Genomic DNA, 24,140 nt, shown 5'->3' with positions numbered 1-24,140 from the left:
GAAACTGGTTTCAGGCGGGCGAGTAAAAAGGCAAAAATAGCGTCTATAGCACAAAATATTATATAAAAAATAATGAATGTGCATTCCGTCGACACATAGTCAGGACAACGGAGGTTACATAGAAGGGGTTGCCGCAATCAGATGATTGCGGCAGGGCAGGGGGATTAGATCTGATAGTAATCCTTGTACCACTCCACGAAGTTCTTCACGCCTTCCTTCACTGACGTTTGCGGCTTAAAACCCACCAGGTCATACAGCGGTTGGGTGTCTGCGCTGGTGTCCAGCACATCTCCCGGCTGGATCGGCATCATATTCTTCTTCGCTTCCATCCCCAGCGCCTCTTCCAGGGCGGTGATGTAGTCCATCAGTTCCACTGGTGAGCTGTTGCCAATGTTATATACCCGATACGGCGCGGAACTGGTGGCCGGGGAACCGCTCTCAACGGTCCAGTCGGCATTGGCCTGCGGGATCACATCCTGCACCCGAACCACCGCCTCGACGATGTCGTCGATATAGGTGAAGTCGCGCTTCATTTTGCCGTAGTTGTAAACGTCGATGCTTTTTCCTTCCAGCATCGCTTTCGTGAACTTGAACAGCGCCATATCCGGGCGACCCCACGGACCATACACTGTAAAGAAGCGCAGCCCGGTGGTCGGGATACCGTACAGGTGGGAATAGGTGTGCGCCATCAGCTCATTAGCTTTCTTGGTGGCGGCATACAGGGAGACCGGATGATCGACGGAATCTTCGGTGGAGAACGGCATTTTACGGTTAAGGCCGTAAACCGAGCTGGAGGAGGCGTACACCAGGTGTTTCACCTTGGTATGACGGCAGCCTTCCAGAATGTTCAGATACCCCATCAGGTTAGCGTCTGCGTAGGCATACGGGTTTTCCAGCGAGTAGCGCACGCCGGCCTGGGCGGCCAGGTGGATCACTCGGTCAAATTGCTCTGTGGCGAACAGCTTTGCCATACCTTCACGGTCGGCCAAATCCAGCTGCTGGAAATGGAATGCCGGAGATGCCAGGCGATCCAGACGTGCCTGCTTCAGGCTGACGTCATAATAGTCGTTCATGTTGTCGATTCCGACAACATCATGCCCTTCATTCAGCAGGCGCTGCGCGATATGGAAGCCGATAAAACCTGCGGCACCAGTGACCAAAAACTTCATATTTTTCCTCCGGGGTGTGGATATCCCGTTCTACATAAGTGCCGATTTTACACTGGCTTGCGGTTGGGATCACTTGCTTTGCCATGACAAGATATGCAAGTAACTGTAAACAGCGGCGTCTGAGAGTAAATGCCTTGTAATTAATTATCATTCGTGAAAAGTATTAAGCCATTCAGAAGATGAAAAGCACTATAGAAACCAATATAAACAATGGGTTATCTGTTTGTTGCGGTTTTATCGAGTATTGCTAGGTTTTAGACGCGGTCTGGCCTCGTAGAGTAAAGATTGTTACTTTGGTTTGCCCGGTGTGTTTGTTTCCCGAGAGCTCATTTAGCGATAATGCCATCATATCGTCTAAAGTGTGTCCATTTTTACATTGAGAAAGCCATGCACCGAATTTTTACTTTTATTCCTTACTTGCAGAGTTATAATACGCTGCCGTTCTATTTGGCAGACTTAGGTATTGCTTGATAAATCATCACCAAAAGTTGTTATTAATATGCAAGAAATTATTTCAGAATTTCATGCTGTCCTTAGATGGTTCTTTTGCATGTAAGGGCGTGATGAGCAGGTGAGGGCAGTGCTACGCCAGGCATGCTGCTTGCGGAAATGAGAAAGTCCTGATAGCTAACGGAGAAGGGAAACGCCAGAGTAAAGCCTTTTTGTAGCTAAGGTAACGAGATGCATGGCTGTACTGAACAGTAATGCCATCTGCAGTGCGGTTTGAACGGATGTGAGTGCTAAAAACTCGGTGGATCACGCATTTTGGTTGCGATAGCCAATGGCGGTAGCGTGGAAGAAAACATAAGGTGATTTTTTAATTTATTGAATTAAAAGGGTTTTTATCGTTTTATTGCTGGGGTGTCGCTTGCGCTTCCGTTCAAATCATTGGTTGCAGTCGATGAATGGCAGCTGACCTGATAAACTTTGCCCGCAGCACAAAGCAGTCAGTTTCTCGATTGTTGAGCCTGACAGGATCGGCGAGGTAGACCTGGTATGACTAACTCATTCAGTGGATATTTGCAGAATAATTTATGAGTATAAAGATGAAGTACAATTTAGGGTATTTATTTGATTTACTTGTTGTGATAACAAATAAAGATCTAAAAGTGCGCTATAAGAGCAGCATGCTAGGCTATTTATGGTCAGTAGCAAATCCATTGCTTTTTGCCATGATTTATTATTTTATATTTAAGCTGGTAATGAGAGTACAAATTCCAAATTATACAGTTTTCCTCATTACCGGCTTGTTTCCGTGGCAATGGTTTGCCAGTTCGGCCACTAACTCATTATTTTCATTCATCGCTAACGCTCAAATTATCAAGAAGACAGTTTTTCCCCGGTCCGTGATTCCGCTAAGTAATGTGATGATGGAAGGCTTGCATTTTCTTTGCACTATCCCGGTTATTGTTGTCTTTCTTTTTGTTTATGGCATGACGCCGTCCTTGTCCTGGGTTTGGGGTATACCTCTCATTGCTATTGGCCAGGTGATTTTCACCTTTGGTGTTTCAATCATCTTTTCAACGCTGAACCTGTTTTTCCGTGACCTGGAGCGCTTTGTCAGTCTGGGGATTATGCTGATGTTTTATTGTACGCCGATTTTATATGCGTCTGATATGATTCCGGAAAAATTTAGCTGGATAATTACCTACAATCCGCTAGCGAGTATGATTCTTAGTTGGCGTGATTTATTCATGAATGGGACTCTTAATTATGAGTATATTTCTATACTCTATTTTACGGGAATCATTTTGACGGTTGTCGGTTTGTCTATTTTCAATAAATTAAAATATCGATTTGCAGAGATCTTGTAATGCACCCAGTTATTAACTTCAGTCATGTTACAAAAGAGTATCCTCTGTACCATCATATTGGCTCAGGAATCAAAGATTTAATTTTCCATCCAAAACGCGCTTTTCAGTTGCTGAAGGGGCGGAAATATTTAGCTATCGAAGACGTATCCTTTACAGTTGGCAAAGGTGAGGCTGTTGCCCTGATTGGACGTAATGGGGCAGGAAAGAGTACCTCGCTTGGCCTGGTTGCCGGCGTGATTAAGCCAACTAAGGGAACCGTCACCACTGAAGGACGGGTGGCATCGATGCTTGAACTCGGCGGAGGCTTTCATCCGGAACTTACCGGGCGTGAGAATATTTACCTGAATGCTACTCTGCTGGGCCTTCGGCGTAAAGAGGTCCAGCAACGTATGGAACGTATTATTGAATTTTCGGAACTGGGAGAATTCATAGACGAGCCAATCAGAGTGTACTCAAGCGGAATGCTAGCTAAGTTAGGTTTTTCGGTCATCAGTCAGGTTGAACCGGATATTTTAATTATTGATGAAGTTCTTGCAGTAGGTGATATCGCTTTTCAGGCAAAATGTATTCAGACCATCAGAGATTTTAAGAAAAGAGGCGTGACAATATTGTTTGTTAGCCACAATATGAGTGACGTTGAAAAAATCTGCGACAGAGTCATCTGGATCGAAAATCATAGGCTCAGAGAAGTGGGGTCTGCAGAGCGAATCATTGAACTGTACAAGCAAGCAATGGCTTAATCAGTGGGTAATATAATGAACAATAGCGTTAAAATCTATACCAGCCACCATAAGCCTAGTGCTTTTCTTAATGCTGCAATTATCAAACCTCTGCATGTCGGCAAAGCTAATTCTTGTAATGAAATTGGTTGTCCAGGAGATGACACTGGCGATAATATTTCCTTTAAGAATCCGTTTTATTGCGAACTAACTGCGCATTATTGGGTTTGGAAAAACGAAGAGCTGGCAGACTATGTCGGTTTCATGCACTATCGCCGTCATCTTAATTTTTCCGAAAAACAAACTTTTTCTGAGGATACCTGGGGGGTCGTGAACCATCCATGCATTGATGAAGAATATGAGAAGATCTTTGGATTAAACGAAGAAACAATTCAACGCTGTGTCGAAGGTATTGACATCTTGCTGCCCAAAAAATGGTCTGTCACTGCGGCGGGAAGTAAAAATAATTACGATCACTATGAACGAGGTGAATACTTACACATTCGTGATTATCAGGCTGCCATTGCCATCGTTGAAAAACTATATCCAGAGTATAGCACGGCAATAAAATCGTTTAATGATGCCAGTGATGGCTATTACACAAATATGTTTGTCATGCGCAAAGATATTTTTGTTGACTATTCTGAGTGGCTCTTTTCCATTCTGGATAATCTCGAAGATGCCATCTCGATGAACAATTATAATGCTCAGGAAAAACGCGTTATTGGGCATATAGCTGAACGGCTGTTTAATATTTACATAATTAAGCTGCAACAAGATGGTGAGCTTAAGGTAAAAGAATTACAGCGTACCTTTGTCAGCAATGAAACATTCAATGGTGCACTGAATCCAGTTTTTGATTCTGCGGTTCCAGTGGTTATCAGTTTCGATGATAATTACGCAATCAGCGGTGGCGCATTAATTAATTCCATTATCCGACATGCGGACAAAAATAAAAATTATGATATCGTCGTACTCGAAAACAAAGTTAGCTATTTGAATAAAACGCGGTTGGTAAATCTAACCTCTGCTCATCCGAATATTTCTCTTCGTTTTTTTGACGTTAATGCCTTCACTGAAATTAACGGTGTGCATACCCGAGCGCATTTTAGCGCATCAACGTATGCCCGTCTTTTTATTCCTCAACTGTTCAGACGATACGATAAAGTCGTATTTATTGATTCGGATACCGTTGTAAAGGCTGACCTGGGTGAACTGCTTGATGTCCCTCTGGGCAACAATTTAGTTGCAGCGGTTAAGGATATCGTCATGGAAGGTTTTGTAAAATTTTCTGCAATGTCGGCATCAGATGATGGCGTTATGCCGGCAGGCGAATATTTACAGAAAACCTTAAACATGAATAACCCTGATGAATATTTTCAGGCAGGGATTATTGTTTTTAATGTCAAACAAATGGTCGAAGAAAATACTTTTGCTGAATTGATGCGGGTATTAAAGGCAAAAAAATACTGGTTCCTCGACCAGGATATCATGAATAAAGTATTCTACTCTCGAGTCACATTTCTGCCATTAGAGTGGAACGTTTATCATGGTAATGGCAATACGGATGATTTCTTCCCTAATCTTAAGTTTGCAACGTATATGAAATTTTTAGCAGCTCGCAAGAAGCCTAAAATGATTCATTATGCGGGTGAGAACAAACCATGGAATACCGAAAAAGTCGATTTTTATGATGACTTTATTGAAAACATCGCTAACACTCCATGGGAGATGGAAATCTATAAACGTCAGATGTCGTTAGCGGCTTCGATTGGTTTAACCCATAGCGAGCCGCAACAACAAATCTTGTTCCAGACCAAAATCAAGAACGTACTGATGCCTTATGTTAATAAATATGCACCAATAGGCACGCCAAGAAGAAACATGATGACTAAATATTATTACAAAGTACGCCGTGCTATTCTTGGATAATAAAAGAGACAACAGATGAAAAGAAAAAAAATATTGATCGTAGGCACTGGTTTCTCTGGTGCAGTTATCGGTCGCCAACTTGCTGAGAAGGGACATCAAGTCCATATTATCGATCAGCGTGATCATATTGGGGGGAATTCCTATGATGCACGCGACTCTGAAACGAATGTGATGGTACATGTTTATGGACCCCATATTTTCCATACTGACAATGAAACAGTGTGGAACTATGTCAACAAGCATGCAGAGATGATGCCCTATGTGAACCGGGTTAAAGCGACAGTTAATGGTCAGGTATTTTCCCTGCCTATTAATTTGCATACTATCAATCAGTTTTTCTCAAAAACTTGTTCGCCTGATGAGGCCAGAGCGCTCATTGCTGAGAAAGGGGACAGCACTATTGCTGATCCACAAACTTTTGAAGAGCAAGCGTTACGCTTTATTGGTAAAGAGTTATATGAGGCCTTTTTTAAAGGATATACGATTAAACAGTGGGGGATGCAACCCTCGGAACTGCCCGCATCTATTCTTAAACGTCTTCCTGTTCGTTTTAACTATGATGATAATTATTTTAACCACAAATTTCAGGGCATGCCGAAATCTGGTTATACGCAGATGATTAAGTCAATTCTCAATCATGAGAATATCAAGGTTGACTTACAGCGGGAATTTATCGTTGACGAGCGAACTCATTACGATCACGTATTCTATAGCGGTCCATTAGATGCGTTTTATGGCTACCAATATGGCCGTCTGGGCTATCGAACATTAGATTTTAAAAAGTTTATCTATCAGGGTGATTACCAGGGATGCGCAGTGATGAACTATTGTTCTGTGGATGTGCCCTATACTCGCATCACTGAACATAAATATTTTTCTCCCTGGGAACAACACGACGGCTCTGTTTGTTATAAAGAGTATAGCCGTGCTTGTGAAGAAAATGATATTCCTTACTATCCTATTCGCCAGATGGGAGAGATGGCTCTTCTTGAAAAATATTTGTCATTGGCCGAGAATGAAACCAACATCACTTTTGTCGGTCGTCTTGGAACCTACCGTTACCTTGATATGGATGTGACCATCGCCGAAGCATTGAAAACGGCAGAAGTCTATTTAAATTCACTCACTGAAAATCAGCCAATGCCTGTGTTTACGGTTTCTGTACGATGAAATATACGGCATTGATAGTGACATTCAATCGTCTCGGCAAACTGAAAAAAACGGTTGAAGAGACCCTCAAACTTGAATTCACTAATATTGTTATTGTCAATAACGGGTCCACGGATGGGACCCAAGCCTGGCTTTCGTCAATTGTTGATACACGAGTCATTGTATTAACCCTCACCGAGAATACCGGTGGGGCGGGGGGCTTTAAAACCGGTAGTCAGTATATCTGTGAACAGCTGGCAAGTGATTGGGTATTTTTCTACGATGACGATGCTTACCCCTATCCAGACACGTTGAAGTCCTTTTCACAGCTGGATAAGCAGGGATGTCGGGTATTTAGTGGACTGGTGAAAGATCCGCAAGGAAAACCGTGTCCGATGAATATGCCGTTCTCGCGTGTGCCAACTTCACTTGGCGACACTGTACGCTATTTACGCTACCCTGGAGAGTTTATCCCGGCAGCTAATCGTTCTATGTTCGTACAAACGGTTTCATTTGTTGGGATGGTCATACATCGTGATCTGCTCACGACCAGCCTTGACCACATCCATGAACAGCTTTTTATCTACTTTGATGATCTTTACTTTGGCTATCAGCTATCACTAGCTGGTGAGAAAATTATGTATAGCCCAGAGTTGCTTTTTTATCATGATGTGAGTATTCAGGGCAAACTTATTGCACCTGAATGGAAGGTTTACTATCTATGCCGTAATTTGATCCTGTCGAAGAAAATATTCCAGAAAAATGGCGTGTATAGCAATTCAGCGATAGCGATACGCATCCTAAAATATATATTAATCCTGCCATGGCAACGTCAAAAATATTCCTATATGAAATTTATTCTTCGTGGAATTTCACATGGCATAAAAGGTATTAGTGGTAAGTATCATTAAGTGGGCATAGCAATGAGAAAATTGTGTTATTTCATAAATTCGGATTGGTACTTCGATTTACACTGGATCGATCGTGCCATCGCCTCCCGTGATGCAGGTTATGAGATTCACATCATCAGCCATTTTATTGATGACAACATAATAAATAAATTCAAAACATTCGGCTTTATTTGCCATAATGTTACTCTTGATGCTCAATCTTTTAATGCATTAGTTTTCTTTCGTACTTACCATGATGTGCAAAAAATTATTAAAAATATAAAACCGGATCTCTTGCATTGCATCACTATCAAGCCATGTTTGATTGGTGGTGTGCTCGCGAAGAAATTTAATCTGCCGGTCATCGTAAGTTTTGTTGGGCTTGGAAGAGTATTTTCTTCAGACAGCATGCCTTTAAAATTATTGCGGCAGTTTACTATTGCTGCATATAAATATATTGCCAGTAATAAGCGCTGTATATTTATGTTTGAACATGACCGCGACAGAAAAAAACTGGCTAAGTTGGTTGGACTCGAAGAACAACAGACTATTGTTATTGATGGTGCAGGCATTAATCCAGAGATATACAAATATTCTCTTGAACAGAATCACGATGTCCCTGTTGTATTGTTTGCCAGCCGTATGTTGTGGAGTAAAGGACTGGGCGACTTAATTGAAGCGAAGAAAATATTACGCAGTAAGAATATTCACTTTACTTTGAATGTTGCTGGAATTTTGGTTGAAAATGATAAAGATGCGATTTCCCTTCAGGTCATTGAGAATTGGCATCAGCAAGGATTAATTAACTGGTTAGGTCGTTCGAATAACGTTTGCGATCTTATTGAGCAATCAAATATCGTTGCTTTGCCGTCAGTTTATTCTGAAGGTGTTCCGCGAATTCTTCTGGAAGCATCTTCTGTGGGTCGCGCTTGTATTGCTTATGATGTCGGTGGTTGTGATAGCCTTATTATTGATAACGATAATGGAATTATTGTTAAAAGCAATTCACCTGAAGAGTTGGCTGATAAACTTGCCTTTTTGCTTAGCAATCCTAAAGCACGCGTTGAAATGGGTATTAAAGGACGTAAGCGTATTCAGGATAAATTCTCGAGCGGGATGATTATTAGTAAGACGCTAAAGACTTATCATGATGTGGTCGAGGGATAGTTGTCGATCAAACGGTTAACCGTTTTTATTAGTTGCCAGATTCTGTTTCTTTACCTTCAAATTTTTTAAAGTATATTATTAACTAAAATTACTGTAACGTGTCACTTGGGAGGCGATCAAATGTCTGAAAGATCTTCAAGTGCACTGGTCTCTGTTGTGATACCTGTGCACGATGCTGCAGAATATATATCTGATACGCTTAGTTCCATTTTATCGCAATCGTTACAGGATATTGAAGTCGTCATTATTGATGACAATTCGGCTGATGATACGTTAAAGCTACTGCAGTCCTTTGCCGCTAATGACTCGCGGATACGTCTTTTGAATAATTCGCAGAATATCGGTGCAGGTGCATCACGTAACATGGGATTAAAAATAGCAAGTGGCGAATATATCATTTTTCTTGATGATGACGATTACCCCGATGCTAATATGCTCAAACGGATGTATGATCATGCTGTATTGCTGCAAGCCGATGCGGTTATCTGCCGATGCCAGTCTTTAGATCTACAAACCCATTCATATGCACCAATGCCATGGTCTGTGCGCGTAGATTTACTCCCCCAAAAAGAACTCTTTTCATCAGATGAGATCACTCATAATTTCTTTGGTGCATTTATCTGGTGGCCCTGGGATAAGCTTTTCCGGCGCCAGGCTATACTGGATACTGGTTTACAATTCCAGGATTTAAGAACGACTAATGATTTATTTTTTGTTAGCGCTTTTATGCTACTTGCCAAAAGAATGGCGTTCCTGGATGAGATCTTGATTTCTCATTCCATTAACCGCAGTGGTTCATTATCGGTGACCAGAGAGAAATCCTGGCACTGTGCTCTTGATGCGTTACGTGCCCTCTATTCCTTTATTGACTCACAGCACTTGTTGCCTTCACTTGGTAGAGACTTTAATAATTATGCAGTGACTTTTCTTGAGTGGAATTTAAATACGATTTCTGGTCCGGCGTTTGATTCTTTATTCACTGCTTCACGCGAATTCATCGCCTCATTGGATATTGATGAAAGCGATTTTTATGATGATTTTATCAAAGCGGCACACTATCGCCTGATTCGGTTAACGCCGGAAGAGTATCTTTTCTCGTTAAAAGATCGGGTATTACATGAGCTTGAATCCTCTAATTTATCTTCAGAGAAGTTGCAAGCCAGTATTGCTTCTCAGGATCAAGTTCTTAAAGCCAGGGAAGAAGAAATTGATGAGCTAAGAGCGTCCGTTGCACAGAAAAAAGAACGTATTGATAGGTTGGTCCAGCGAAATGCATATTTAGAGACTGAGTATCAGAAACAGCAAGATCAATTAACTAAACTACAAAATGAATTAAATAACGCTGCTCAACGTTATTCAGCCCTTATTTCATCATTGTCATGGAAAGTTACAAGACCTTTAAGGTTAATCAAAGCGTTAATCGTGAAGAAAATGTAATATTTTTATCAATAATTCATGCTTATTTTAGATGCAGAGAGATACTCCTGATTAACGAGAAAAGTTTTGCAGGGAGGTATATTAACACCTCCCTTTGTTATTATTACTTATGCCGTGCTCTTAAATTATCAATCACTTCCCCGAGATCCAGCCCCTGGTCCTGCAGCAGCACCAGCAGGTGATACATCAGGTCCGACGCCTCATTCTTTAGCTCGAAGCGGTCGTTCACGGTGGCGGCCAGCGCGGTCTCCACGCCTTCTTCCCCCACTTTCTGCGCAATACGCTTGGTGCCGCTGGCATACAGCTTCGCCGTATAGGAGCTCTCCGGGTCGGCGTGTTTACGCTCGGCCAGCAGCTGCTCCAGCTGATAGAGGAACAGCCACTGGTGGCCGGTTTCGCCGAAGCAGCTGGTGGTGCCTTTGTGGCAGGTCGGCCCGATCGGGTTTACCAGCACCAGCAGCGTATCGTTGTCACAGTCCGGCGTGATGCTCACTACATTGAGGACATGGCCCGAGGTTTCACCCTTGGTCCACAGCCGCTGCTTGGTGCGCGAGTAAAAGGTGACCTTGCCGGTGGCTTCGGTTTTCTCCAGCGCCTCCTTGTTCATGTAGCCGTGCATCAGCACTTCGCCGGATACGGCGTGCTGCACGATGGCCGGCATCATGCCGTCCGTTTTTTCCCAGTCCAGCTGTTCAGTCAACATACCCTTATCTCCACGCCCTGTGCCGCCAGGTACGCTTTCAGTTCGCCAATATTAATAATCTGTTTGTGGAATACCGAGGCCGCCAGCGCGCCGTCAACGTCGGCGTCGCGGAAGGCTTCGAGGAAGTGTTCCATAGTGCCCGCGCCGCCGGAGGCGATCAGCGGGACGTGGCACACCGCGCGAACCTTTGCCAGCTGCTGCAGGTCGTAGCCGTTGCGTACCCCGTCCTGGTTCATCATATTGAGAACGATCTCGCCTGCGCCGCGCTTCTGCACTTCCTCCACCCAGTCGAGGGTTTCCCACTGCGTCACCCGGGTGCGGCTCTCGTCGCCGGTATACTGGTTGACGTGATACTTGCCGGTCTCTGCGTCAAACCAGGTATCAATCCCCACCACGATACACTGCACGCCAAAGCGGTCGGCAAGGCGGGTGATCAGCGTCGGGTCGGCGAGAGCAGGGGAGTTAATCGAGATCTTATCGGCGCCGAAGGAGAGGATCTGCGCCGCGTCTTCCAGCGACTTGATCCCGCCCGCCACGCAGAAAGGAATATCGATTACTTCCGCTACCCGCGACACCCAGCTCTTGTCGACCACCCGACCATCGCTGGAGGCGGTGATATCATAGAACACCAGTTCGTCGGCCCCTTCGTCGGCATAGCGCTTGGCCAGCGGGACGATGTCGCCAATGATCTCGTGATTACGGAACTGCACGCCTTTCACTACCTGGCCGTCGCGGACGTCGAGGCAGGGGATTATCCGTTTTGCCAGCATTGAATGGCCTCCGTTACGTTGAATTTACCTTCCAGCAGCGCGCGACCGACAATCACGCCGCGCACCCCGGTGCCGCGCAGGGCGGCAATATCATTGAGATCGCCGATGCCGCCGGATGACTGAAACGCCACCTGCGGGTAGCGGGCGCAGACTTCCTCGTACAGCGAGACGTTAGAGCCTGCCAGCGTGCCGTCGCGGGAGATATCGGTGCACAGCACGTGCTGCAGGCCGACCGGCAGATAACTTTCCACCAGCTCCTCCAGCGTCACGCCGGAGTTTTCCTGCCAGCCGCTGACCGCCACCTGCTTATTGCCGTCGGCGTCGATACGCACGTCGAGGGCGAGCACCAGCCGTTCTGGGCCAAAGCGTTTGAACCAGCCTTTCACTTCCTCCGGGGATTTCACCGCGGTGGAGCCGACCACCACGCGGGCGACGCCGGCCTCAAGCAGGGCCGCGACATCCGCTTCGGTCCGCACGCCGCCGCCGACCTGCACCGGGACGTCAACCCCGGCGACCAGCGATTTCAGCAGCGGGATCTGGCGTTTCGCCGGATCCTTCGCCCCGGTCAGGTCGACCAGGTGCAGGACTTCCGCCCCCTGAGCGGCATAGGCCTGCAGGCGCGGCAGCGGATCGCTGCCATAGTCGCGCTGCTGGCCGTAATCGCCCTGATGGAGACGAACGACGGTGCCGTCGATTAAATCTAAAGCAGGAATAATCATCACATCTCCAGGAAGTTTTTCAGCAGCTGCGCCCCGGCGCTCCCGGAGCGCTCCGGGTGAAACTGCACGCCAAAGAAGTTATCTTTCTGCACCGCGGCGGTGAACGCCTCGCCGTAATTGCACTGGGCGATGGTGTACGGGTTGACCGGCATGGCGTAGCTGTGCACGAAGTAGAAATACGCGCCTTCTTCAATGCCGCGGAACAGACGATCGCCTGCTTTGGCATATACCCGGTTCCAGCCCATGTGCGGCAATGGCAGACCGTGGTCGGTCATCTTCGGCACCTCTTCTTCGATAATGCCCAGCAGATCGACGCCGTTGTTCTCCTCGCTGCGCTTGCCGAGCAGCTGCATGCCCAGGCAAATCCCCAGCACCGGCTGGGTACAGGCTTTGATCAGGTCGATCAGCTCGCGGTCGCGCAGCTGATCCATCGCCGCCTGGGCGGTGCCGACGCCGGGAAGAAACAGTTTATCGGCACGCAATACCACTTCCGGATCGCGGCTGACCACTGGCTCATAGCCGTGGCGGCCAATCGCCGATTTCACCGAATTGAGGTTGGCGCAGCCGGTATCAAGGATCACCACATTCATTACAGCACCCCTTTGGAAGACGGCAGGGCATCGCCCTGGACGCGGATCGCCTGGCGCAGCGTACGGCCAAAGGCTTTGAACAGGCTCTCCACGCGGTGGTGATCGTTCTTGCCCTTGGTTTTCAGGTGCAGGGTCACCGCCATGGTGTAGGAGAGCGAGCGGAAGAAGTGTTCCACCATCTCGGTGCTCAGATCGCCGACGCGCTGATAGGTGAAGTCCGCCTTATACTCCAGGTGCGGACGGCCGGAGATATCCAGCGCGCAGCGGGCGAGACACTCGTCCATCGGCAGCACGAAGCCGAAGCGGTTGATGCCGCGCTTGTCGCCAAGGGCCAGCTTCAGGGCTTCGCCGAGGGCCAGGCCGGTATCCTCCACCGTGTGGTGGTCGTCGATGTACAGATCGCCGCCGACGTTAACCTCCATGCGGAAGCCGCCGTGGGTGGCGATTTGGTCGAGCATATGGTCAAAAAAGCCGACGCCGGTGTGGATCTTGCTGCCGCCTTCGCGGTCCAGCCACACTTTCACATCCACCTGGGTCTCTTTGGTGATGCGCTCGACGTGGGCATAGCGGTCGCGGCGGGTCAGCTGCTCGCAGATGGTCGGCCAGTCGAGCGTCTCGCGGTCATAGCGCAGACCGGTAATTCCCATGTTATCCGCCAGCTCAAGGTCGGTGGCCCGGTCGCCAATCACATAGCTGTGGGATTTATCCAGCACGCCCTCTTCCAGCCACGGCAGCACCAGCTGCGTTTTTGGCTTGCGGCAGGCGCAGTTGTCGCCCGGGAAGTGCGGACAAATCAGCACCTCTTCAAAGTTAACGCCCTGCGAGGCGAAGATCTGCATCATCAGGTTGTGCGGGCCATCAAACGCTTCCTGCGGCAGACTGTCGGTTCCCAGGCCATCCTGATTGGTGATCATCACCAGCTTATAGCCTTCCTGCTGCAGCTTCAGCAGCGCCGGGATCACCTGCGGCTCAAACGCCAGCTTGTCGAACCGGTCCACCTGGAAATCCTCCGGCGGTTCGGAAATCAGGGTGCCGTCACGGTCAATAAAGAGATACTTCTGGGTCATACATTCTCCGCAGTCAAGGCGTCAATCACGCGCTGGCTCTCGGCACGGGTACCGATAGTGATACGCAAACAGCCGCTTAATGAAGGTTGTTTATTCTGGTCACGTAAGATAATGCCCTGATCCCACAAAGATTTAAACACTGCGCTGGAGGCGGTTATCCGCGCCAGCACATAGTTGGTCTCGGAATCGAAGACCTGCTCCACGCAGGCGATGCCGCGCAGCTGTTCCACCAGGTAGCGGCGCTCGTCAAGGATCTGCGCCACGCGCTGGCGCATCGCGGCGATCCCCTCCGGGCTCAGGGCCTGGGCGGCGATATCGGCCACCGGCGTGGAGAGCGGGTACGGGGCGATCACTTTAAGCAGCACGTTGATCACCTCGGCGTTGGCGAGGGTGAAACCGCAGCGCAGGCCGGCGAGGGCGAAGGCTTTGGACAGCGTGCGCAGCACCACCAGGTGCGGATAGTCGCTGAGCCAGCCGGCCAGCGTCGCCTGCGGGCAGAATTCAATATAGGCTTCGTCGGCCACCACGATGGCTTTGCCGCGGGTCATCTCCAGCAGGTCGCGCATCGACTGCGGGTCGATAATCTGCCCGGTCGGGTTGTTCGGGCTGCAGACGAAGACCACCTTCACGCCGTCCAGCCGCGCTTCGATGCCCGGCAGGTCGAGCTGCCAATCGGCCAGCGTCGGCACGGTGCGGCACTCGACGCCGATGGTCTCGGCGCTGACACTGTACATGCCGTAGGTCGGCGGGCAGTAGAGCACCGCGTCTTCGCCGGGCTCACAGAAGGCGCGGATCAGCAGCTCGATGCCTTCGTCGGCGCCGCGGCTGACCAGCACCTGCTCCGGTTTGACCTCGGCGTAGCGGGCGTAGCTCTCAATCACGGCCTTCGGCTGCGGCTCCGGATAGCGGTTCAGCGTCTGTTCGGTAAGCTGGAAGGCTACGGCGGTAGGGAATTCGTTGGCGTTGAGCCAGACGTCGCCTTTGCCGCCCAGCCGGCGAGCGGATTGATACGGGGTCAGCGCGCGGACGTTGGCGCGGGCTAAATCTTCAATGCTCATGCTTGCTCCTTCAGGGCGGCAACGCGCAGCGTTACGGCGTTTTTGTGGGCGTCAAGGCGCTCGGCGGCGGCCAGGATCTCAATCGTTGAGGCGAGGGCGGCAAAGCCGTCGCGCGACAGCTCCTGCACGGTCATCCGCTTCTGGAAGTCGGCCAGACCGAGGCTTGAGCAGGTGGCGGTATAACCATAGGTCGGCAGGACGTGGTTGGTGCCCGAGGCGTAGTCGCCCGCGGATTCCGGTGACCAGTCGCCAAGGAAAACGGAACCGGCGCTGGTGATGCTATCCACCAGCTCGCGGGCCTGACGGGTCTGAATGATCAGGTGCTCCGGGCCGTACAGGTTGGAAATAGCCACGCACTGCGCCAGATCGCGGGCCACGATGATCCGGCTGGCGGAGAGCGCCACGCGGGCAGTTTCGGCGCGCGGAAGGGCGGCCAGCTGGCGCTCCACGGCTTCGGCGACGCGGCTGCCCATGTCGGCGTCCGGGGTCAGGAGGATCACCTGCGAGTCCGGGCCGTGTTCCGCCTGCGACAGCAGGTCGGAAGCGACAAAGTCCGGGTTGGCGCCGCTGTCGGCGATCACCAGCACTTCCGACGGGCCGGCCGGCATGTCGATGGCTGCGCCGTCCAGACGCTGGCTGACCTGGCGTTTGGCTTCCGTGACGTAAGCGTTGCCCGGGCCAAAGATTTTATCTACCTTCGGCACCGACTCGGTACCGAGGGCGAGGGCGGCGATGGCCTGGGCGCCGCCGACGTTAAAGATGGTTTTTACGCCGCACAGCTGTGCGGCATAGAGGATCTCATCGGCAATCGGCGGCGGCGAGCAGAGCACCACCTGCTGACAGCCGGCGATGCGCGCCGGCGTCGCCAGCATCAGCACTGTGGAGAACAGCGGCGCTGAGCCGCCCGGAATGTACAGTCCGACGGAGGCGATAGGGCGGGTGACCTGCTGGCAGCGCACCCCCGGCAGCGTTTCGACATCCACCGCCTGTAGCTGTTGCGCGTTGTGGAAGGTCTCGATGTTTTTCACCGCCACCGCCATCGCCTGCTTCAGCTCATCGCTGAGGCGCTCGCCGGCGGCGGCGATCTCCGCCTCGCTCACCTGCAGCGCGGCGACGGTGGTTTTATCAAACTTCGCGCTGTATTCGCGCAGCGTCGCGTCGCCGTTGGCTTTGACGTTATTCAGGATCTCCGTCACCGTTTTACTGATGCTGTCGGAGGCGGAAATCGCCGGGCGCGTTAAGAGTTGCTGTTGTTGGTCTGCGCTACAGCCGTTCCAGTCGATGATTGTGTTGAAGCTCATGATTGTATTCCCCTGTGTGTCCCGTGACCGGCTGGCCGATTACTCCATCATTTTCTCAATCGGCAGCACCAGAATGGAGCTGGCGCCCAGCGCCTTCAGTTTTTCCATGGTCTCCCAGAACAGGGTTTCGCTGCTGACCATGTGCATCGCCACGCGCTGCTTGTCGCCTGCCAGCGGCAGAATAGTCGGCCGCTCGGCGCCCGGCAGCAGGGCAACCACTTCTTCCAGGCGTTCGGTCGGGGCGTGCATCATGATGTATTTCGACTCGCGGGCCTGAATCACGCCCTGAATACGGGTCAGCAGGCGGTCAATCAGCTGCTGTTTGGCGTCGGCCATTTCGCCGTCGCGCTGGATCAGACAGGCTTTGGAGCGGTAGATCACTTCCACTTCGCGCAGGCCGTTAGCTTCCAGGGTGGCGCCGGTGGAGACGAGGTCGCAGATAGCGTCGGCGAGGCCGGCGCGCGGCGCCACTTCCACGGAGCCGTTCAGCAGACAGGACTTAAAGGAGATACCTTTTTGATCGAGGTAGCGCTTCAGCAGGTGAGGGTAAGAGGTGGCGATGCGTTTGCCGTCCAGCGCCGCCGGGCCGTTCCAGGCTTCATCCACCGGAGTCGCCAGCGACAGGCGGCAGCCGCCGAAGTCGAGACGGCGCAGGGTGAAGTAGCGCGGGTCTTCGCCCTGGGCGCGGCGGCTGAGCAGCTCTTCTTCCAGCACGTTTTCGCCGATAATACCGAGGTCGACAACACCGTCCATCACCAGGCCCGGGATATCGTCATCACGCACGCGCAGAATATCGATTGGCATATTTTCCGCCAGCGCAATCAGACGCTGGGTGTGCAAATTGACTTTAATGCCGCAGCGGCTGAGTAATTCGCGTGAATCTTCGCTTAAACGGCCTGATTTCTGAATAGCTATGCGTAAACGGGTGTTGTCTAACATTGTTCTTTTCCTCTGAATACCTGTCTGAATCTGTCCGAATTTGGTCCAAAAAAAAGCCCCCGGAAGTGAATCTTCCGGGGGCTCTCTGCGCGTTCATGCACCACTGGAAGATCCAAACGTCTTCCAGCACACATCGCCTGAAAGACTAGTCAGGATGATGGTGATGATGGTGGTGTTTAAATTGAACGCGGTTCATAAAAATTCTCTGTGAATGACTATGCATTTGATGTCCTTTAACCTAAACCACTTCCGCCGCAGAAAGCAAGGGCTTTTTTCTATCATTAATTCATTTCATATTGAGCGAAGAAATTGTCAGTTGCCGCTGGCTGGCGTAGCCTGTAATCAGCACAGCGAAAGAGTCAGGAGCCTGGGATGAAAAAGGTCGCGATAGTCGGTTTGGGATGGCTGGGGATGCCGCTGGCGCTGTCGTTGACGGCGCGAGGCTGGCAGGTTACCGGCAGTAAAACTACGCAGGATGGCGTGGAGGCGGCGCGGATGTGCGGGATCGACAGCTATCCGCTGCGCCTGGAGCCGCAGCTGGTCTGTGATACCGAGGACCTCGACGCGCTGATGAACGTCGATGCGCTGGTGATCACCCTGCCGGCCCGGCGTACCGGGGCAGGGGAAGGGTTTTATCTACAGGCGGTGCAGGAGATCGTCGATACCGCGCTGGCGTACCATATTCCGCGGATCGTCTTCACCAGCTCCACCTCGGTGTATGGCAACGTCAACGGTACAGTGAAGGAGAATTCCCCGCGTCTGCCGCAAACCGCCAGCGGACAGGTGCTCAAGGAGCTGGAGGACTGGCTGCACAACCTGCCGGGGACATCGGTGGATATTCTGCGCCTGGCCGGGCTGGTGGGGCCTTCCCGCCATCCGGGACGTTTTTTCGCCGGCAAGTCGGCGCCGGATGGCCAGCACGTGGTCAATCTGGTGCATTTGCAGGATGTGGTGGCCGCTATCGAACTGCTGCTGCAGGCCCCGAAGGGCGGGCACATCTATAATCTATGTGCGCCCCGCCACCCTGCGCGCGGCCTCTTTTATCCGCAGATGGCCCGCGAGCTCGGTCTGCCGCCGCCGGTGTTCAGCGACAGCCCGGACGGCGGCCAGGGCAAGATTGTGGATGGCAATCGTATCTGCAATGAGCTGGGGTTTGAGTACCAGTACCCCGATCCGCTGGTGATGCCGATGGAGTGATCCGCCAGCGGTGATTCGCATACCGTAAGGGGGTAGCGATGAAACCACTGCTGGATGTCCTCGTGATCCTGGATGCTCTGGAAAAAGAGGGGAGCTTTGCCGCGGCGTCGGCAAAGCTCTTTAAAACGCCCTCGGCGCTGAGCTACACCATTCACCGCCTGGAAAGCGATCTCAATATTCAGCTGCTCGACCGCAGCGGCCATCGCGCGCGCTTTACCCCCAGCGGACAGATGCTGCTGGAGAAAGGGCGGGAGGTGCTGCATATCGCCCGAGAACTGGAGATCCGGGCGGTTAAGCTGCAGCAGGGGTGGGAGAATAGCCTTCGTCTGGCGGTGGACAGCACCTTTCCCGTGGCGCTGCTCTCGCCGCCAATCGCGGCATTTTATCAACAACAGCCGCTGACCCGGCTGCACTTTACGCTGAACCCCTCCCTGCTGGACTGGCGGCCGCTGACTGACGGGCAGGCCGATCTGCTGCTGGGGGCGCTCGGCGAGCCGCCGCCGCTGAGCGGTTATGACTATCTCCCCCTCGGCGAGCTGGAGCTGCTGCTGGTCGTTGCCCCACAGCATCCGCTGGCGCGACACCGCGCACCGCTAAGCTGGCGAACCCTGCGCCGTTACCGGGCGGTGGCCACTGGCGAGGGCGGGGCGCTACTCAGCGATCAGGAGACCCTGACGGTGTGTGACGCCGCGGGGCAGCTGGCGCTGCTGCGCCTGGGGCTGGGCTGGGGGTGCCTGCCGCGCTATCAGGTGCAGGGTTTGCTGGACAGCGGCGAGCTGGTCTGCATGACCGTGCGCGGGCTGTCGCCTCGTCAACGCGCGTGGATCGCCTGGAATGACGCCACCTGCGGTTTGGCTGGCAAATGGTGGCGGGAAACGCTATTAGCAAATAGTGCTATTTTTACAATTTATCATACGGAAACCGTATAGATATTAGCACGTTAAAAATTATGCTTACGCAATGAACTTCATAACATCTTGTCAACGCCGTTGAATTTGTTGCAAAATATGCGGCCTGAAAACCAGAGACTAGCCGACGCTTTTTTTTAAAGTGTCGGTTATTTTTTTGGTCGAAAGACACATCATTCAATACCAAGAGGCCGGGCTTCGTACCGGATAGATATTTACTAAAAACCGACAGTCGTTGTCGCTGAGGAATAGAAAGAAATGGGGCAATTTTTTGCTTACGCGCTGGCGTTCACCGTAAAAGGGGATAACTATGTCGCATAACGCTACTCCAAATACCTCTCGCGTGGAATTACGTAAAACGCTTACGTTAGTTCCGGTTGTAATGATGGGCCTGGCCTATATGCAGCCGATGACGCTGTTCGATACGTTTGGTATCGTCTCTGGTATGACCGACGGTCACGTGCCGACGGCCTACGCCTTTGCGTTAATCGCTATCCTGTTTACTGCCCTGAGCTATGGCAAGCTGGTACGTCGTTACCCTTCTGCCGGCTCGGCGTATACCTATGCGCAGAAATCCATCAGCCCGACCGTTGGCTTTATGGTGGGTTGGTCCTCGCTGCTCGACTACCTGTTCGCGCCGATGATCAACATTCTGCTGGCGAAAATCTATTTTGAAGCGCTGGTGCCTTCGATTCCGTCGTGGGTGTTTGTTATCGCGCTGGTCGCCTTTATGACCGCCTTTAACCTGCGCAGCATTAAATCCGTGGCCAACTTCAACACCGTGATCGTGGTGCTGCAGGTGGTGCTGATTGCCGTTATCCTCGGCATGGTGATTTATGGCGTGTTTGAAGGCGAGGGCGCCGGTACGCTGGCCAGCAGCCGTCCGTTCTGGTCCGGTGACGCGCACGTGATCCCGATGATTACCGGGGCGACGATCCTGTGCTTCTCGTTTACCGGTTTCGACGGCATCAGCAACCTGTCTGAAGAGACCAAAGATGCAGAGCGCGTCATTCCGCGGGCGATCTTCCTGACCGCGCTGATCGGCGGCCTGATCTTCATCTTTGCCACCTACTTCCTGCAGCTGTACTTCCCGGATATCTCGCGCTTTAAAGATCCGGATGCGTCACAGCCGGAAATTATGCTCTACGTGGCAGGTAAAGCTTTCCAGGTTGGCGCGCTGATCTTCTCCACCATCACCGTACTGGCGTCCGGTATGGCGGCGCACGCTGGCGTGGCGCGTCTGATGTACGTGATGGGCCGCGACGGCGTGTTCCCGAAAAGCTTCTTCGGCTACGTGCACCCGACCTGGCGCACTCCGGCGATGAACATCATCCTGGTCGGCGCGATTGCGCTGCTGGCGATTAACTTCGACCTGGTGATGGCGACGGCGCTGATTAACTTTGGTGCGCTGGTGGCGTTTACCTTCGTTAACCTGTCGGTGATTTCCCAGTTCTGGATCCGTGAGAAACGCAACAAGACGCTGAAAGACCACTTCCAGTATCTGTTCCTGCCGATGTGCGGCGCCCTGACCGTCGGCGCGCTGTGGGTCAACCTGGAAGAGAGCTCGATGATTCTGGGCCTGATCTGGGCCGGTATCGGTCTGGTCTACCTGGCCTGCGTGACCAAAAGCTTCCGCAACCCGGTGCCGCAGTACGAAGATGTGGCCTAAGGCATAGCGTGATGTAAATAAGAAAAGCCGGAGGGAAACCTCCGGCTTTTTTTTGTCTGCGCCGGTTCGACATCGAGGCCTGATTTTTTTGCAGGGCGGCGCTTGCCGGGCCTGGGGGACATAAGCTGACGGGAGGCCGCCGTAGGCCGGGTCAGGCGCAGCCGCCGCCCGGCAGAAGAGCTTATCCTGCCTGCACCATAACTTTCAGCAGCGTATCCAGCAGGCCGGGAAAACGGGCGTCCAGATCTTCCCGGCGCAGCGAAATCATGTTCTCCCGTCCCTGAGGCCGTTGCCAGATCACACCGCTGTCGCGCAGGACGCGCCAGTGGTGGGTCATGGTGGACTTGGCCACCTCCTCCTGGCGCAGGGCGTTGCAGCTCAGCTCGCTGCCGTCGGCCAGCGTACGAATGATCTCCAGTCGCAGCGGGTTTCCGAGCGCGGAAAGGACATTTTCCAGGCGAATTTGTTCTCGTTCGGGGTGATTGGCGATCATAATAATCCTGTGTCGGCGGTGGCGCGGCGCATGGTAGCCGCAGCCCATATCGGCGGCTGGCGGCTACTATACCCAAACTCCGGTTCTGATACCACGCGCGCCGCCGCAACCTGCCCAATCGTAATGATAGCAAAAATAGTTCGAATATACTCGTACAATTGTACTAAGATAGACGCAGTTAAATGAACTGCGGATCATTCCGACCGCAGACTGACCGTCAAAACGACTAAGGACGCATCATGCCCCGACCCATCCCTCTCGAACGTTATCGCAACATCGGTATCTCCGCGCATATCGATGCCGGTAAAACCACCACCACCGAGCGCATCCTGTTTTATACCGGGATGAGCCATAAGCTGGGTGAAGTACACGATGGCGCGGCAACCACCGACTGGATGGCCCAGGAGCAAGAGCGCGGGATCACCATTACCTCGGCGGCGGTAAGCTGCTTCTGGCCGGGGATGGACCGCAGCTTCGAGCCGCACCGGATCAATATCATCGACACCCCGGGGCACGTGGATTTCACCATTGAGGTGGAGCGTTCCATGCGCGTGCTCGACGGCGCGGTGATGGTGTATGACTCCGTCGGCGGGGTGCAGCCCCAGTCGGAGACCGTCTGGCGCCAGGCGAATAAATACCACGTTCCGCGGCTGGCCTTCGTCAACAAGATGGACCGCCCCGGCGCGGACTTCTTCCGCGTGGTGCAGATGATGATCGACCGTCTGAAGGCTAACCCGGTGCCGATTGTGATACCTATTGGCGCCGAAGAGCATTTCACCGGCGTCGTCGATCTGGTGAAAATGCGCGCCATCCTGTGGGATGACGCCACCCAGGGCATGACCTTTAGCTATGGGCCAGTCCCAGACGATCTGCTGGCGACGGCGCAGCAGTGGCGGGAGAAAATGGTCTCGGCGGCGGCGGAAGCCAGCGATGAGCTGATGGATAAATACCTGGAAACCGGTGAGCTGGACGAGGCGGAGATCGTCGCCGGTCTGCGCCAGCGCACGGTGAAGGGGGAGATCCAGGCGGTGCTCTGCGGGAGCGCCTTTAAAAACAAAGGCGTGCAGCGCATGCTCGATGCGGTGGTGGAGCTGATGCCGTCGCCGCTGGATATTCCGGCGATACAGGGCGTTGATGAGCAAGGCCAGCCGGCGGAACGCCATCCGAGCGACGATGAGCCGCTGTCGGCGCTGGCGTTCAAACTGATGACCGACCCCTACGTCGGCCAGCTGACCTTTATCCGCGTCTACTCCGGGACGCTGAAGAAAGGCGATGCGGTGTGGAACCCGGTGAAGGGTAAGAAAGAGCGCATCGGGCGTATCGTGCTGATGCAGGCCAACGACCGTCACGAAGTTGACGAACTGCACGCCGGGGATATCGCGGCCTGCGTCGGTCTGAAGGATGTGACCACCGGCGATACGTTATGCGATCCGGATGCGGTGATTACCCTCGAACGGATGGAGTTTCCGGAGCCGGTGATTTCGCTGGCCATCGAGCCGAAGACCAAAGCGGACCAGGAGAAAATGAGCATCGCGCTGCAGCGGCTGGCGGCGGAAGATCCGTCGTTCCGTCTGCATACCGATGAAGAGTCCGGCCAGACGATTATCTCCGGCATGGGTGAGCTGCATCTGGAGATCATTGTCGACCGGATGAAGCGCGAGTTTGGCGTCGAGGCCAACATTGGCCGTCCGCAGGTCACCTACCGCGAAACCCTGCGCAAGAAAGTGACGGACGTGGAAGGCAAATTTGTGCGCCAGTCCGGCGGCAAAGGGCAGTATGGCCACGTCGTACTGACCCTGGAGCCGCTGGCGCCGGGCAGCGGTTTCGTCTTCGAGGACGCCACCAAAGGCGGGGTAGTGCCGCGCGAGTACATCCCTTCCGTGGAGAAAGGGCTGCGCGAAGCGATGGGCACCGGCGTGCTGGCGGGTTATCCGGTGGTTGACGTGAAAGCGACCCTGACCTTTGGGTCGTACCACGACGTGGACTCCTCGGAGATGGCGTTCCGCATGGCGGCGATCTTCGGCTTCCGGGAGGGCGCGCGCAAAGCGGATCCGGTGATCCTTGAGCCGGTGATGCACGTCGAGGTGGAGACGCCGGAAGAGTACGCCGGGAATATTATGGGCGATCTCTCTTCCCGTCGCGGGATGGTGCAGGGGATGGAAGAGCGCTTCGGCAGCCAGATCATCCGCGCCGACGTGCCGCTGGCGGAGATGTTTGGTTATTCCACCACGCTGCGCTCGATGTCGCAGGGACGGGCAACCTACAGCATGGAGTTCCACCATTACGCGGAAGCGCCGCGTAATGTGGCGGATGAAATCATCGCCAGCCGCGCGAAAAGCTAAGCAACGTTCCCGGGTGCGACGCGAGGCGTCTTACCCGGGCTACTCTGGTACCAGCGCCCAGGCCCGGTAAGGCGAAGCCGCCACCGGGCAAAAAGGTAAGCACGAAC

At 52.5% G+C, this 24,140-nt stretch carries 23 protein-coding genes and 1 other annotated feature; of the genes, 12 read left to right on the top strand and 11 right to left on the bottom strand.

Features of this window, described 5'->3' with window-relative positions:
* Positions 1 to 164: 164 nt before the first annotated feature.
* Positions 165 to 1,169 (bottom strand): NAD-dependent epimerase, encoded by a 1,005-nt coding sequence (locus BHE81_RS10550; protein WP_009307461.1) that lies wholly within the window; start codon positions 1,167 to 1,169, stop codon positions 165 to 167.
* A 1,046-nt stretch (positions 1,170 to 2,215) separates the two neighbouring features.
* On the opposite strand from BHE81_RS10550, the gene rfbA reads away from it, so the two are divergent.
* The 7 genes from rfbA (at position 2,216) to BHE81_RS10515 (ending at position 10,277) form a co-directional block, all read left to right on the top strand.
* Positions 2,216 to 2,983, top strand: a complete 768-nt coding sequence (gene rfbA, locus BHE81_RS10545) for an O-antigen export ABC transporter permease RfbA (protein ID WP_002912373.1) — start codon at positions 2,216 to 2,218, stop codon at positions 2,981 to 2,983.
* Entirely contained in the window at positions 2,983 to 3,723 is a 741-nt protein-coding gene (rfbB, locus tag BHE81_RS10540; protein ID WP_004175264.1) for an O-antigen export ABC transporter ATP-binding protein RfbB, read from the top strand. The genes rfbA and rfbB overlap by 1 nt, the downstream gene beginning before the upstream one ends.
* A gap of 15 nt (positions 3,724 to 3,738) precedes the next feature.
* Positions 3,739 to 5,634, top strand: a complete 1,896-nt coding sequence (locus BHE81_RS10535; RefSeq protein ID WP_019705196.1) for a DUF4422 domain-containing protein — start codon at positions 3,739 to 3,741, stop codon at positions 5,632 to 5,634.
* 15 nt (positions 5,635 to 5,649) lie between these two features.
* Entirely contained in the window at positions 5,650 to 6,804 is a 1,155-nt protein-coding gene (rfbD, locus tag BHE81_RS10530) for a UDP-galactopyranose mutase (protein ID WP_110246717.1), read from the top strand.
* A complete protein-coding gene (locus BHE81_RS10525) occupies positions 6,801 to 7,694 on the top strand; it encodes a glycosyltransferase (protein ID WP_004890862.1) in 894 nt (297 codons plus the stop codon). Before rfbD ends, BHE81_RS10525 begins: the two co-directional genes overlap by 4 nt.
* Positions 7,695 to 8,840 (top strand): glycosyltransferase family 4 protein, encoded by a 1,146-nt coding sequence (locus BHE81_RS10520; protein WP_025983080.1) that lies wholly within the window; start codon positions 7,695 to 7,697, stop codon positions 8,838 to 8,840. It begins immediately after the preceding gene.
* 120 nt (positions 8,841 to 8,960) lie between these two features.
* Positions 8,961 to 10,277 (top strand): glycosyltransferase, encoded by a 1,317-nt coding sequence (locus BHE81_RS10515; protein ID WP_110246716.1) that lies wholly within the window; start codon positions 8,961 to 8,963, stop codon positions 10,275 to 10,277.
* Between the two features lie 103 nt (positions 10,278 to 10,380).
* Here BHE81_RS10515 and hisIE read toward each other — a convergent pair whose 3' ends face one another.
* The 9 genes from hisIE to hisL all read right to left on the bottom strand — a co-directional run bounded on the left by hisIE (position 10,381) and on the right by hisL (position 17,620).
* A complete protein-coding gene (gene hisIE / locus BHE81_RS10510) occupies positions 10,381 to 10,980 on the bottom strand; it encodes a bifunctional phosphoribosyl-AMP cyclohydrolase/phosphoribosyl-ATP diphosphatase HisIE (RefSeq protein WP_004200374.1) in 600 nt (199 codons plus the stop codon).
* Positions 10,974 to 11,750 carry an imidazole glycerol phosphate synthase subunit HisF gene (hisF, locus tag BHE81_RS10505; RefSeq protein ID WP_004180497.1) on the bottom strand — a complete coding sequence of 259 codons (777 nt, stop codon included), beginning with the start codon at positions 11,748 to 11,750 and terminating at the stop codon, positions 10,974 to 10,976. Before hisF ends, hisIE begins: the two co-directional genes overlap by 7 nt.
* A complete protein-coding gene (hisA, locus tag BHE81_RS10500) occupies positions 11,732 to 12,469 on the bottom strand; it encodes a 1-(5-phosphoribosyl)-5-[(5-phosphoribosylamino)methylideneamino]imidazole-4-carboxamide isomerase (protein WP_004175272.1) in 738 nt (245 codons plus the stop codon). Before hisA ends, hisF begins: the two co-directional genes overlap by 19 nt.
* Positions 12,469 to 13,059: an imidazole glycerol phosphate synthase subunit HisH gene (hisH, locus tag BHE81_RS10495; protein WP_002912227.1), complete on the bottom strand. Its 591-nt coding sequence runs from the start codon at positions 13,057 to 13,059 to the stop codon at positions 12,469 to 12,471. The genes hisA and hisH overlap by 1 nt, the downstream gene beginning before the upstream one ends.
* The gene (hisB, locus tag BHE81_RS10490) at positions 13,059 to 14,126 is read right to left on the bottom strand and encodes a bifunctional histidinol-phosphatase/imidazoleglycerol-phosphate dehydratase HisB (protein ID WP_004200371.1); all 1,068 of its coding nucleotides are present in this window, start codon (positions 14,124 to 14,126) and stop codon (positions 13,059 to 13,061) included. Before hisB ends, hisH begins: the two co-directional genes overlap by 1 nt.
* On the bottom strand, positions 14,123 to 15,184 hold the full coding sequence (gene hisC, locus BHE81_RS10485; protein ID WP_004149000.1) for a histidinol-phosphate transaminase: 1,062 nt from the start codon (positions 15,182 to 15,184) through the stop codon (positions 14,123 to 14,125). The genes hisB and hisC overlap by 4 nt, the downstream gene beginning before the upstream one ends.
* Entirely contained in the window at positions 15,181 to 16,485 is a 1,305-nt protein-coding gene (gene hisD, locus BHE81_RS10480; protein WP_130943633.1) for a histidinol dehydrogenase, read from the bottom strand. Before hisD ends, hisC begins: the two co-directional genes overlap by 4 nt.
* A gap of 39 nt (positions 16,486 to 16,524) precedes the next feature.
* Positions 16,525 to 17,424 carry an ATP phosphoribosyltransferase gene (gene hisG / locus BHE81_RS10475; RefSeq protein WP_002912152.1) on the bottom strand — a complete coding sequence of 300 codons (900 nt, stop codon included), beginning with the start codon at positions 17,422 to 17,424 and terminating at the stop codon, positions 16,525 to 16,527.
* A gap of 47 nt (positions 17,425 to 17,471) precedes the next feature.
* Positions 17,472 to 17,594, bottom strand: a sequence feature (His leader region).
* Complete coding sequence (gene hisL / locus BHE81_RS10470; RefSeq protein WP_004899375.1) at positions 17,570 to 17,620, bottom strand: his operon leader peptide; 51 nt, start codon at positions 17,618 to 17,620, stop codon at positions 17,570 to 17,572. (Overlaps the previous feature by 25 nt.)
* 176 nt (positions 17,621 to 17,796) lie before the next feature.
* Here hisL and BHE81_RS10465 point away from each other — a divergent pair, with 176 nt between their 5' ends.
* The 4 genes from BHE81_RS10465 to plaP all read left to right on the top strand — a co-directional run bounded on the left by BHE81_RS10465 (position 17,797) and on the right by plaP (position 21,198).
* Positions 17,797 to 18,621 carry an SDR family oxidoreductase gene (locus tag BHE81_RS10465; RefSeq protein ID WP_004152513.1) on the top strand — a complete coding sequence of 275 codons (825 nt, stop codon included), beginning with the start codon at positions 17,797 to 17,799 and terminating at the stop codon, positions 18,619 to 18,621.
* 38 nt (positions 18,622 to 18,659) lie between these two features.
* Positions 18,660 to 19,550 (top strand): LysR family transcriptional regulator, encoded by an 891-nt coding sequence (locus tag BHE81_RS10460; RefSeq protein WP_004175276.1) that lies wholly within the window; start codon positions 18,660 to 18,662, stop codon positions 19,548 to 19,550.
* Between the two features lie 237 nt (positions 19,551 to 19,787).
* The gene (yoeI, locus tag BHE81_RS29125; RefSeq protein WP_096335043.1) at positions 19,788 to 19,850 is read left to right on the top strand and encodes a membrane protein YoeI; all 63 of its coding nucleotides are present in this window, start codon (positions 19,788 to 19,790) and stop codon (positions 19,848 to 19,850) included.
* The gene (plaP, locus tag BHE81_RS10450) at positions 19,840 to 21,198 is read left to right on the top strand and encodes a putrescine/proton symporter PlaP (protein WP_004148994.1); all 1,359 of its coding nucleotides are present in this window, start codon (positions 19,840 to 19,842) and stop codon (positions 21,196 to 21,198) included. The genes yoeI and plaP overlap by 11 nt, the downstream gene beginning before the upstream one ends.
* Before the next feature lie 181 nt (positions 21,199 to 21,379).
* On the opposite strand, the gene BHE81_RS10445 is transcribed toward plaP, so the two are convergent.
* Positions 21,380 to 21,691 (bottom strand): ArsR/SmtB family transcription factor, encoded by a 312-nt coding sequence (locus tag BHE81_RS10445; RefSeq protein WP_002912109.1) that lies wholly within the window; start codon positions 21,689 to 21,691, stop codon positions 21,380 to 21,382.
* A 239-nt stretch (positions 21,692 to 21,930) separates the two neighbouring features.
* Between BHE81_RS10445 and fusA the strand changes: the two genes are divergently transcribed.
* Entirely contained in the window at positions 21,931 to 24,033 is a 2,103-nt protein-coding gene (fusA, locus tag BHE81_RS10440; RefSeq protein ID WP_110246714.1) for an elongation factor G, read from the top strand.
* Positions 24,034 to 24,140: the final 107 nt, after the last annotated feature.

This window comes from Klebsiella sp. AqSCr (assembly GCF_008452795.1).
Taxonomy (GTDB): Bacteria; Pseudomonadota; Gammaproteobacteria; order Enterobacterales; family Enterobacteriaceae; genus Klebsiella; species Klebsiella pneumoniae.
The sequence above is the reverse complement of the archived record's forward strand: the minus strand, read 5'-3'. Positions and strand labels throughout refer to the sequence as shown.

Bases quoted from the DNA above. Each gene is read 5' to 3' on its own strand.
- BHE81_RS10550 (WP_009307461.1), bottom strand. From the start codon at position 1,169: ATGAAGTTTTTGGTCACTGGTGCCGCAGGTTTTATCGGCTTCCATATC.
- rfbA (WP_002912373.1), top strand. From the start codon at position 2,216: ATGAAGTACAATTTAGGGTATTTATTTGATTTACTTGTTGTGATAACA.
- rfbB (WP_004175264.1), top strand. From the start codon at position 2,983: ATGCACCCAGTTATTAACTTCAGTCATGTTACAAAAGAGTATCCTCTG.
- BHE81_RS10535 (WP_019705196.1), top strand. From the start codon at position 3,739: ATGAACAATAGCGTTAAAATCTATACCAGCCACCATAAGCCTAGTGCT.
- rfbD (WP_110246717.1), top strand. From the start codon at position 5,650: ATGAAAAGAAAAAAAATATTGATCGTAGGCACTGGTTTCTCTGGTGCA.
- BHE81_RS10525 (WP_004890862.1), top strand. From the start codon at position 6,801: ATGAAATATACGGCATTGATAGTGACATTCAATCGTCTCGGCAAACTG.
- BHE81_RS10515 (WP_110246716.1), top strand. From the start codon at position 8,961: ATGTCTGAAAGATCTTCAAGTGCACTGGTCTCTGTTGTGATACCTGTG.
- hisIE (WP_004200374.1), bottom strand. From the start codon at position 10,980: ATGTTGACTGAACAGCTGGACTGGGAAAAAACGGACGGCATGATGCCG.
- hisF (WP_004180497.1), bottom strand. From the start codon at position 11,750: ATGCTGGCAAAACGGATAATCCCCTGCCTCGACGTCCGCGACGGCCAG.
- hisA (WP_004175272.1), bottom strand. From the start codon at position 12,469: ATGATTATTCCTGCTTTAGATTTAATCGACGGCACCGTCGTTCGTCTC.
- hisH (WP_002912227.1), bottom strand. From the start codon at position 13,059: ATGAATGTGGTGATCCTTGATACCGGCTGCGCCAACCTCAATTCGGTG.
- hisB (WP_004200371.1), bottom strand. From the start codon at position 14,126: ATGACCCAGAAGTATCTCTTTATTGACCGTGACGGCACCCTGATTTCC.
- hisC (WP_004149000.1), bottom strand. From the start codon at position 15,184: ATGAGCATTGAAGATTTAGCCCGCGCCAACGTCCGCGCGCTGACCCCG.
- hisD (WP_130943633.1), bottom strand. From the start codon at position 16,485: ATGAGCTTCAACACAATCATCGACTGGAACGGCTGTAGCGCAGACCAA.
- hisG (WP_002912152.1), bottom strand. From the start codon at position 17,424: ATGTTAGACAACACCCGTTTACGCATAGCTATTCAGAAATCAGGCCGT.
- BHE81_RS10465 (WP_004152513.1), top strand. From the start codon at position 17,797: ATGAAAAAGGTCGCGATAGTCGGTTTGGGATGGCTGGGGATGCCGCTG.
- BHE81_RS10460 (WP_004175276.1), top strand. From the start codon at position 18,660: ATGAAACCACTGCTGGATGTCCTCGTGATCCTGGATGCTCTGGAAAAA.
- plaP (WP_004148994.1), top strand. From the start codon at position 19,840: ATGTCGCATAACGCTACTCCAAATACCTCTCGCGTGGAATTACGTAAA.
- BHE81_RS10445 (WP_002912109.1), bottom strand. From the start codon at position 21,691: ATGATCGCCAATCACCCCGAACGAGAACAAATTCGCCTGGAAAATGTC.
- fusA (WP_110246714.1), top strand. From the start codon at position 21,931: ATGCCCCGACCCATCCCTCTCGAACGTTATCGCAACATCGGTATCTCC.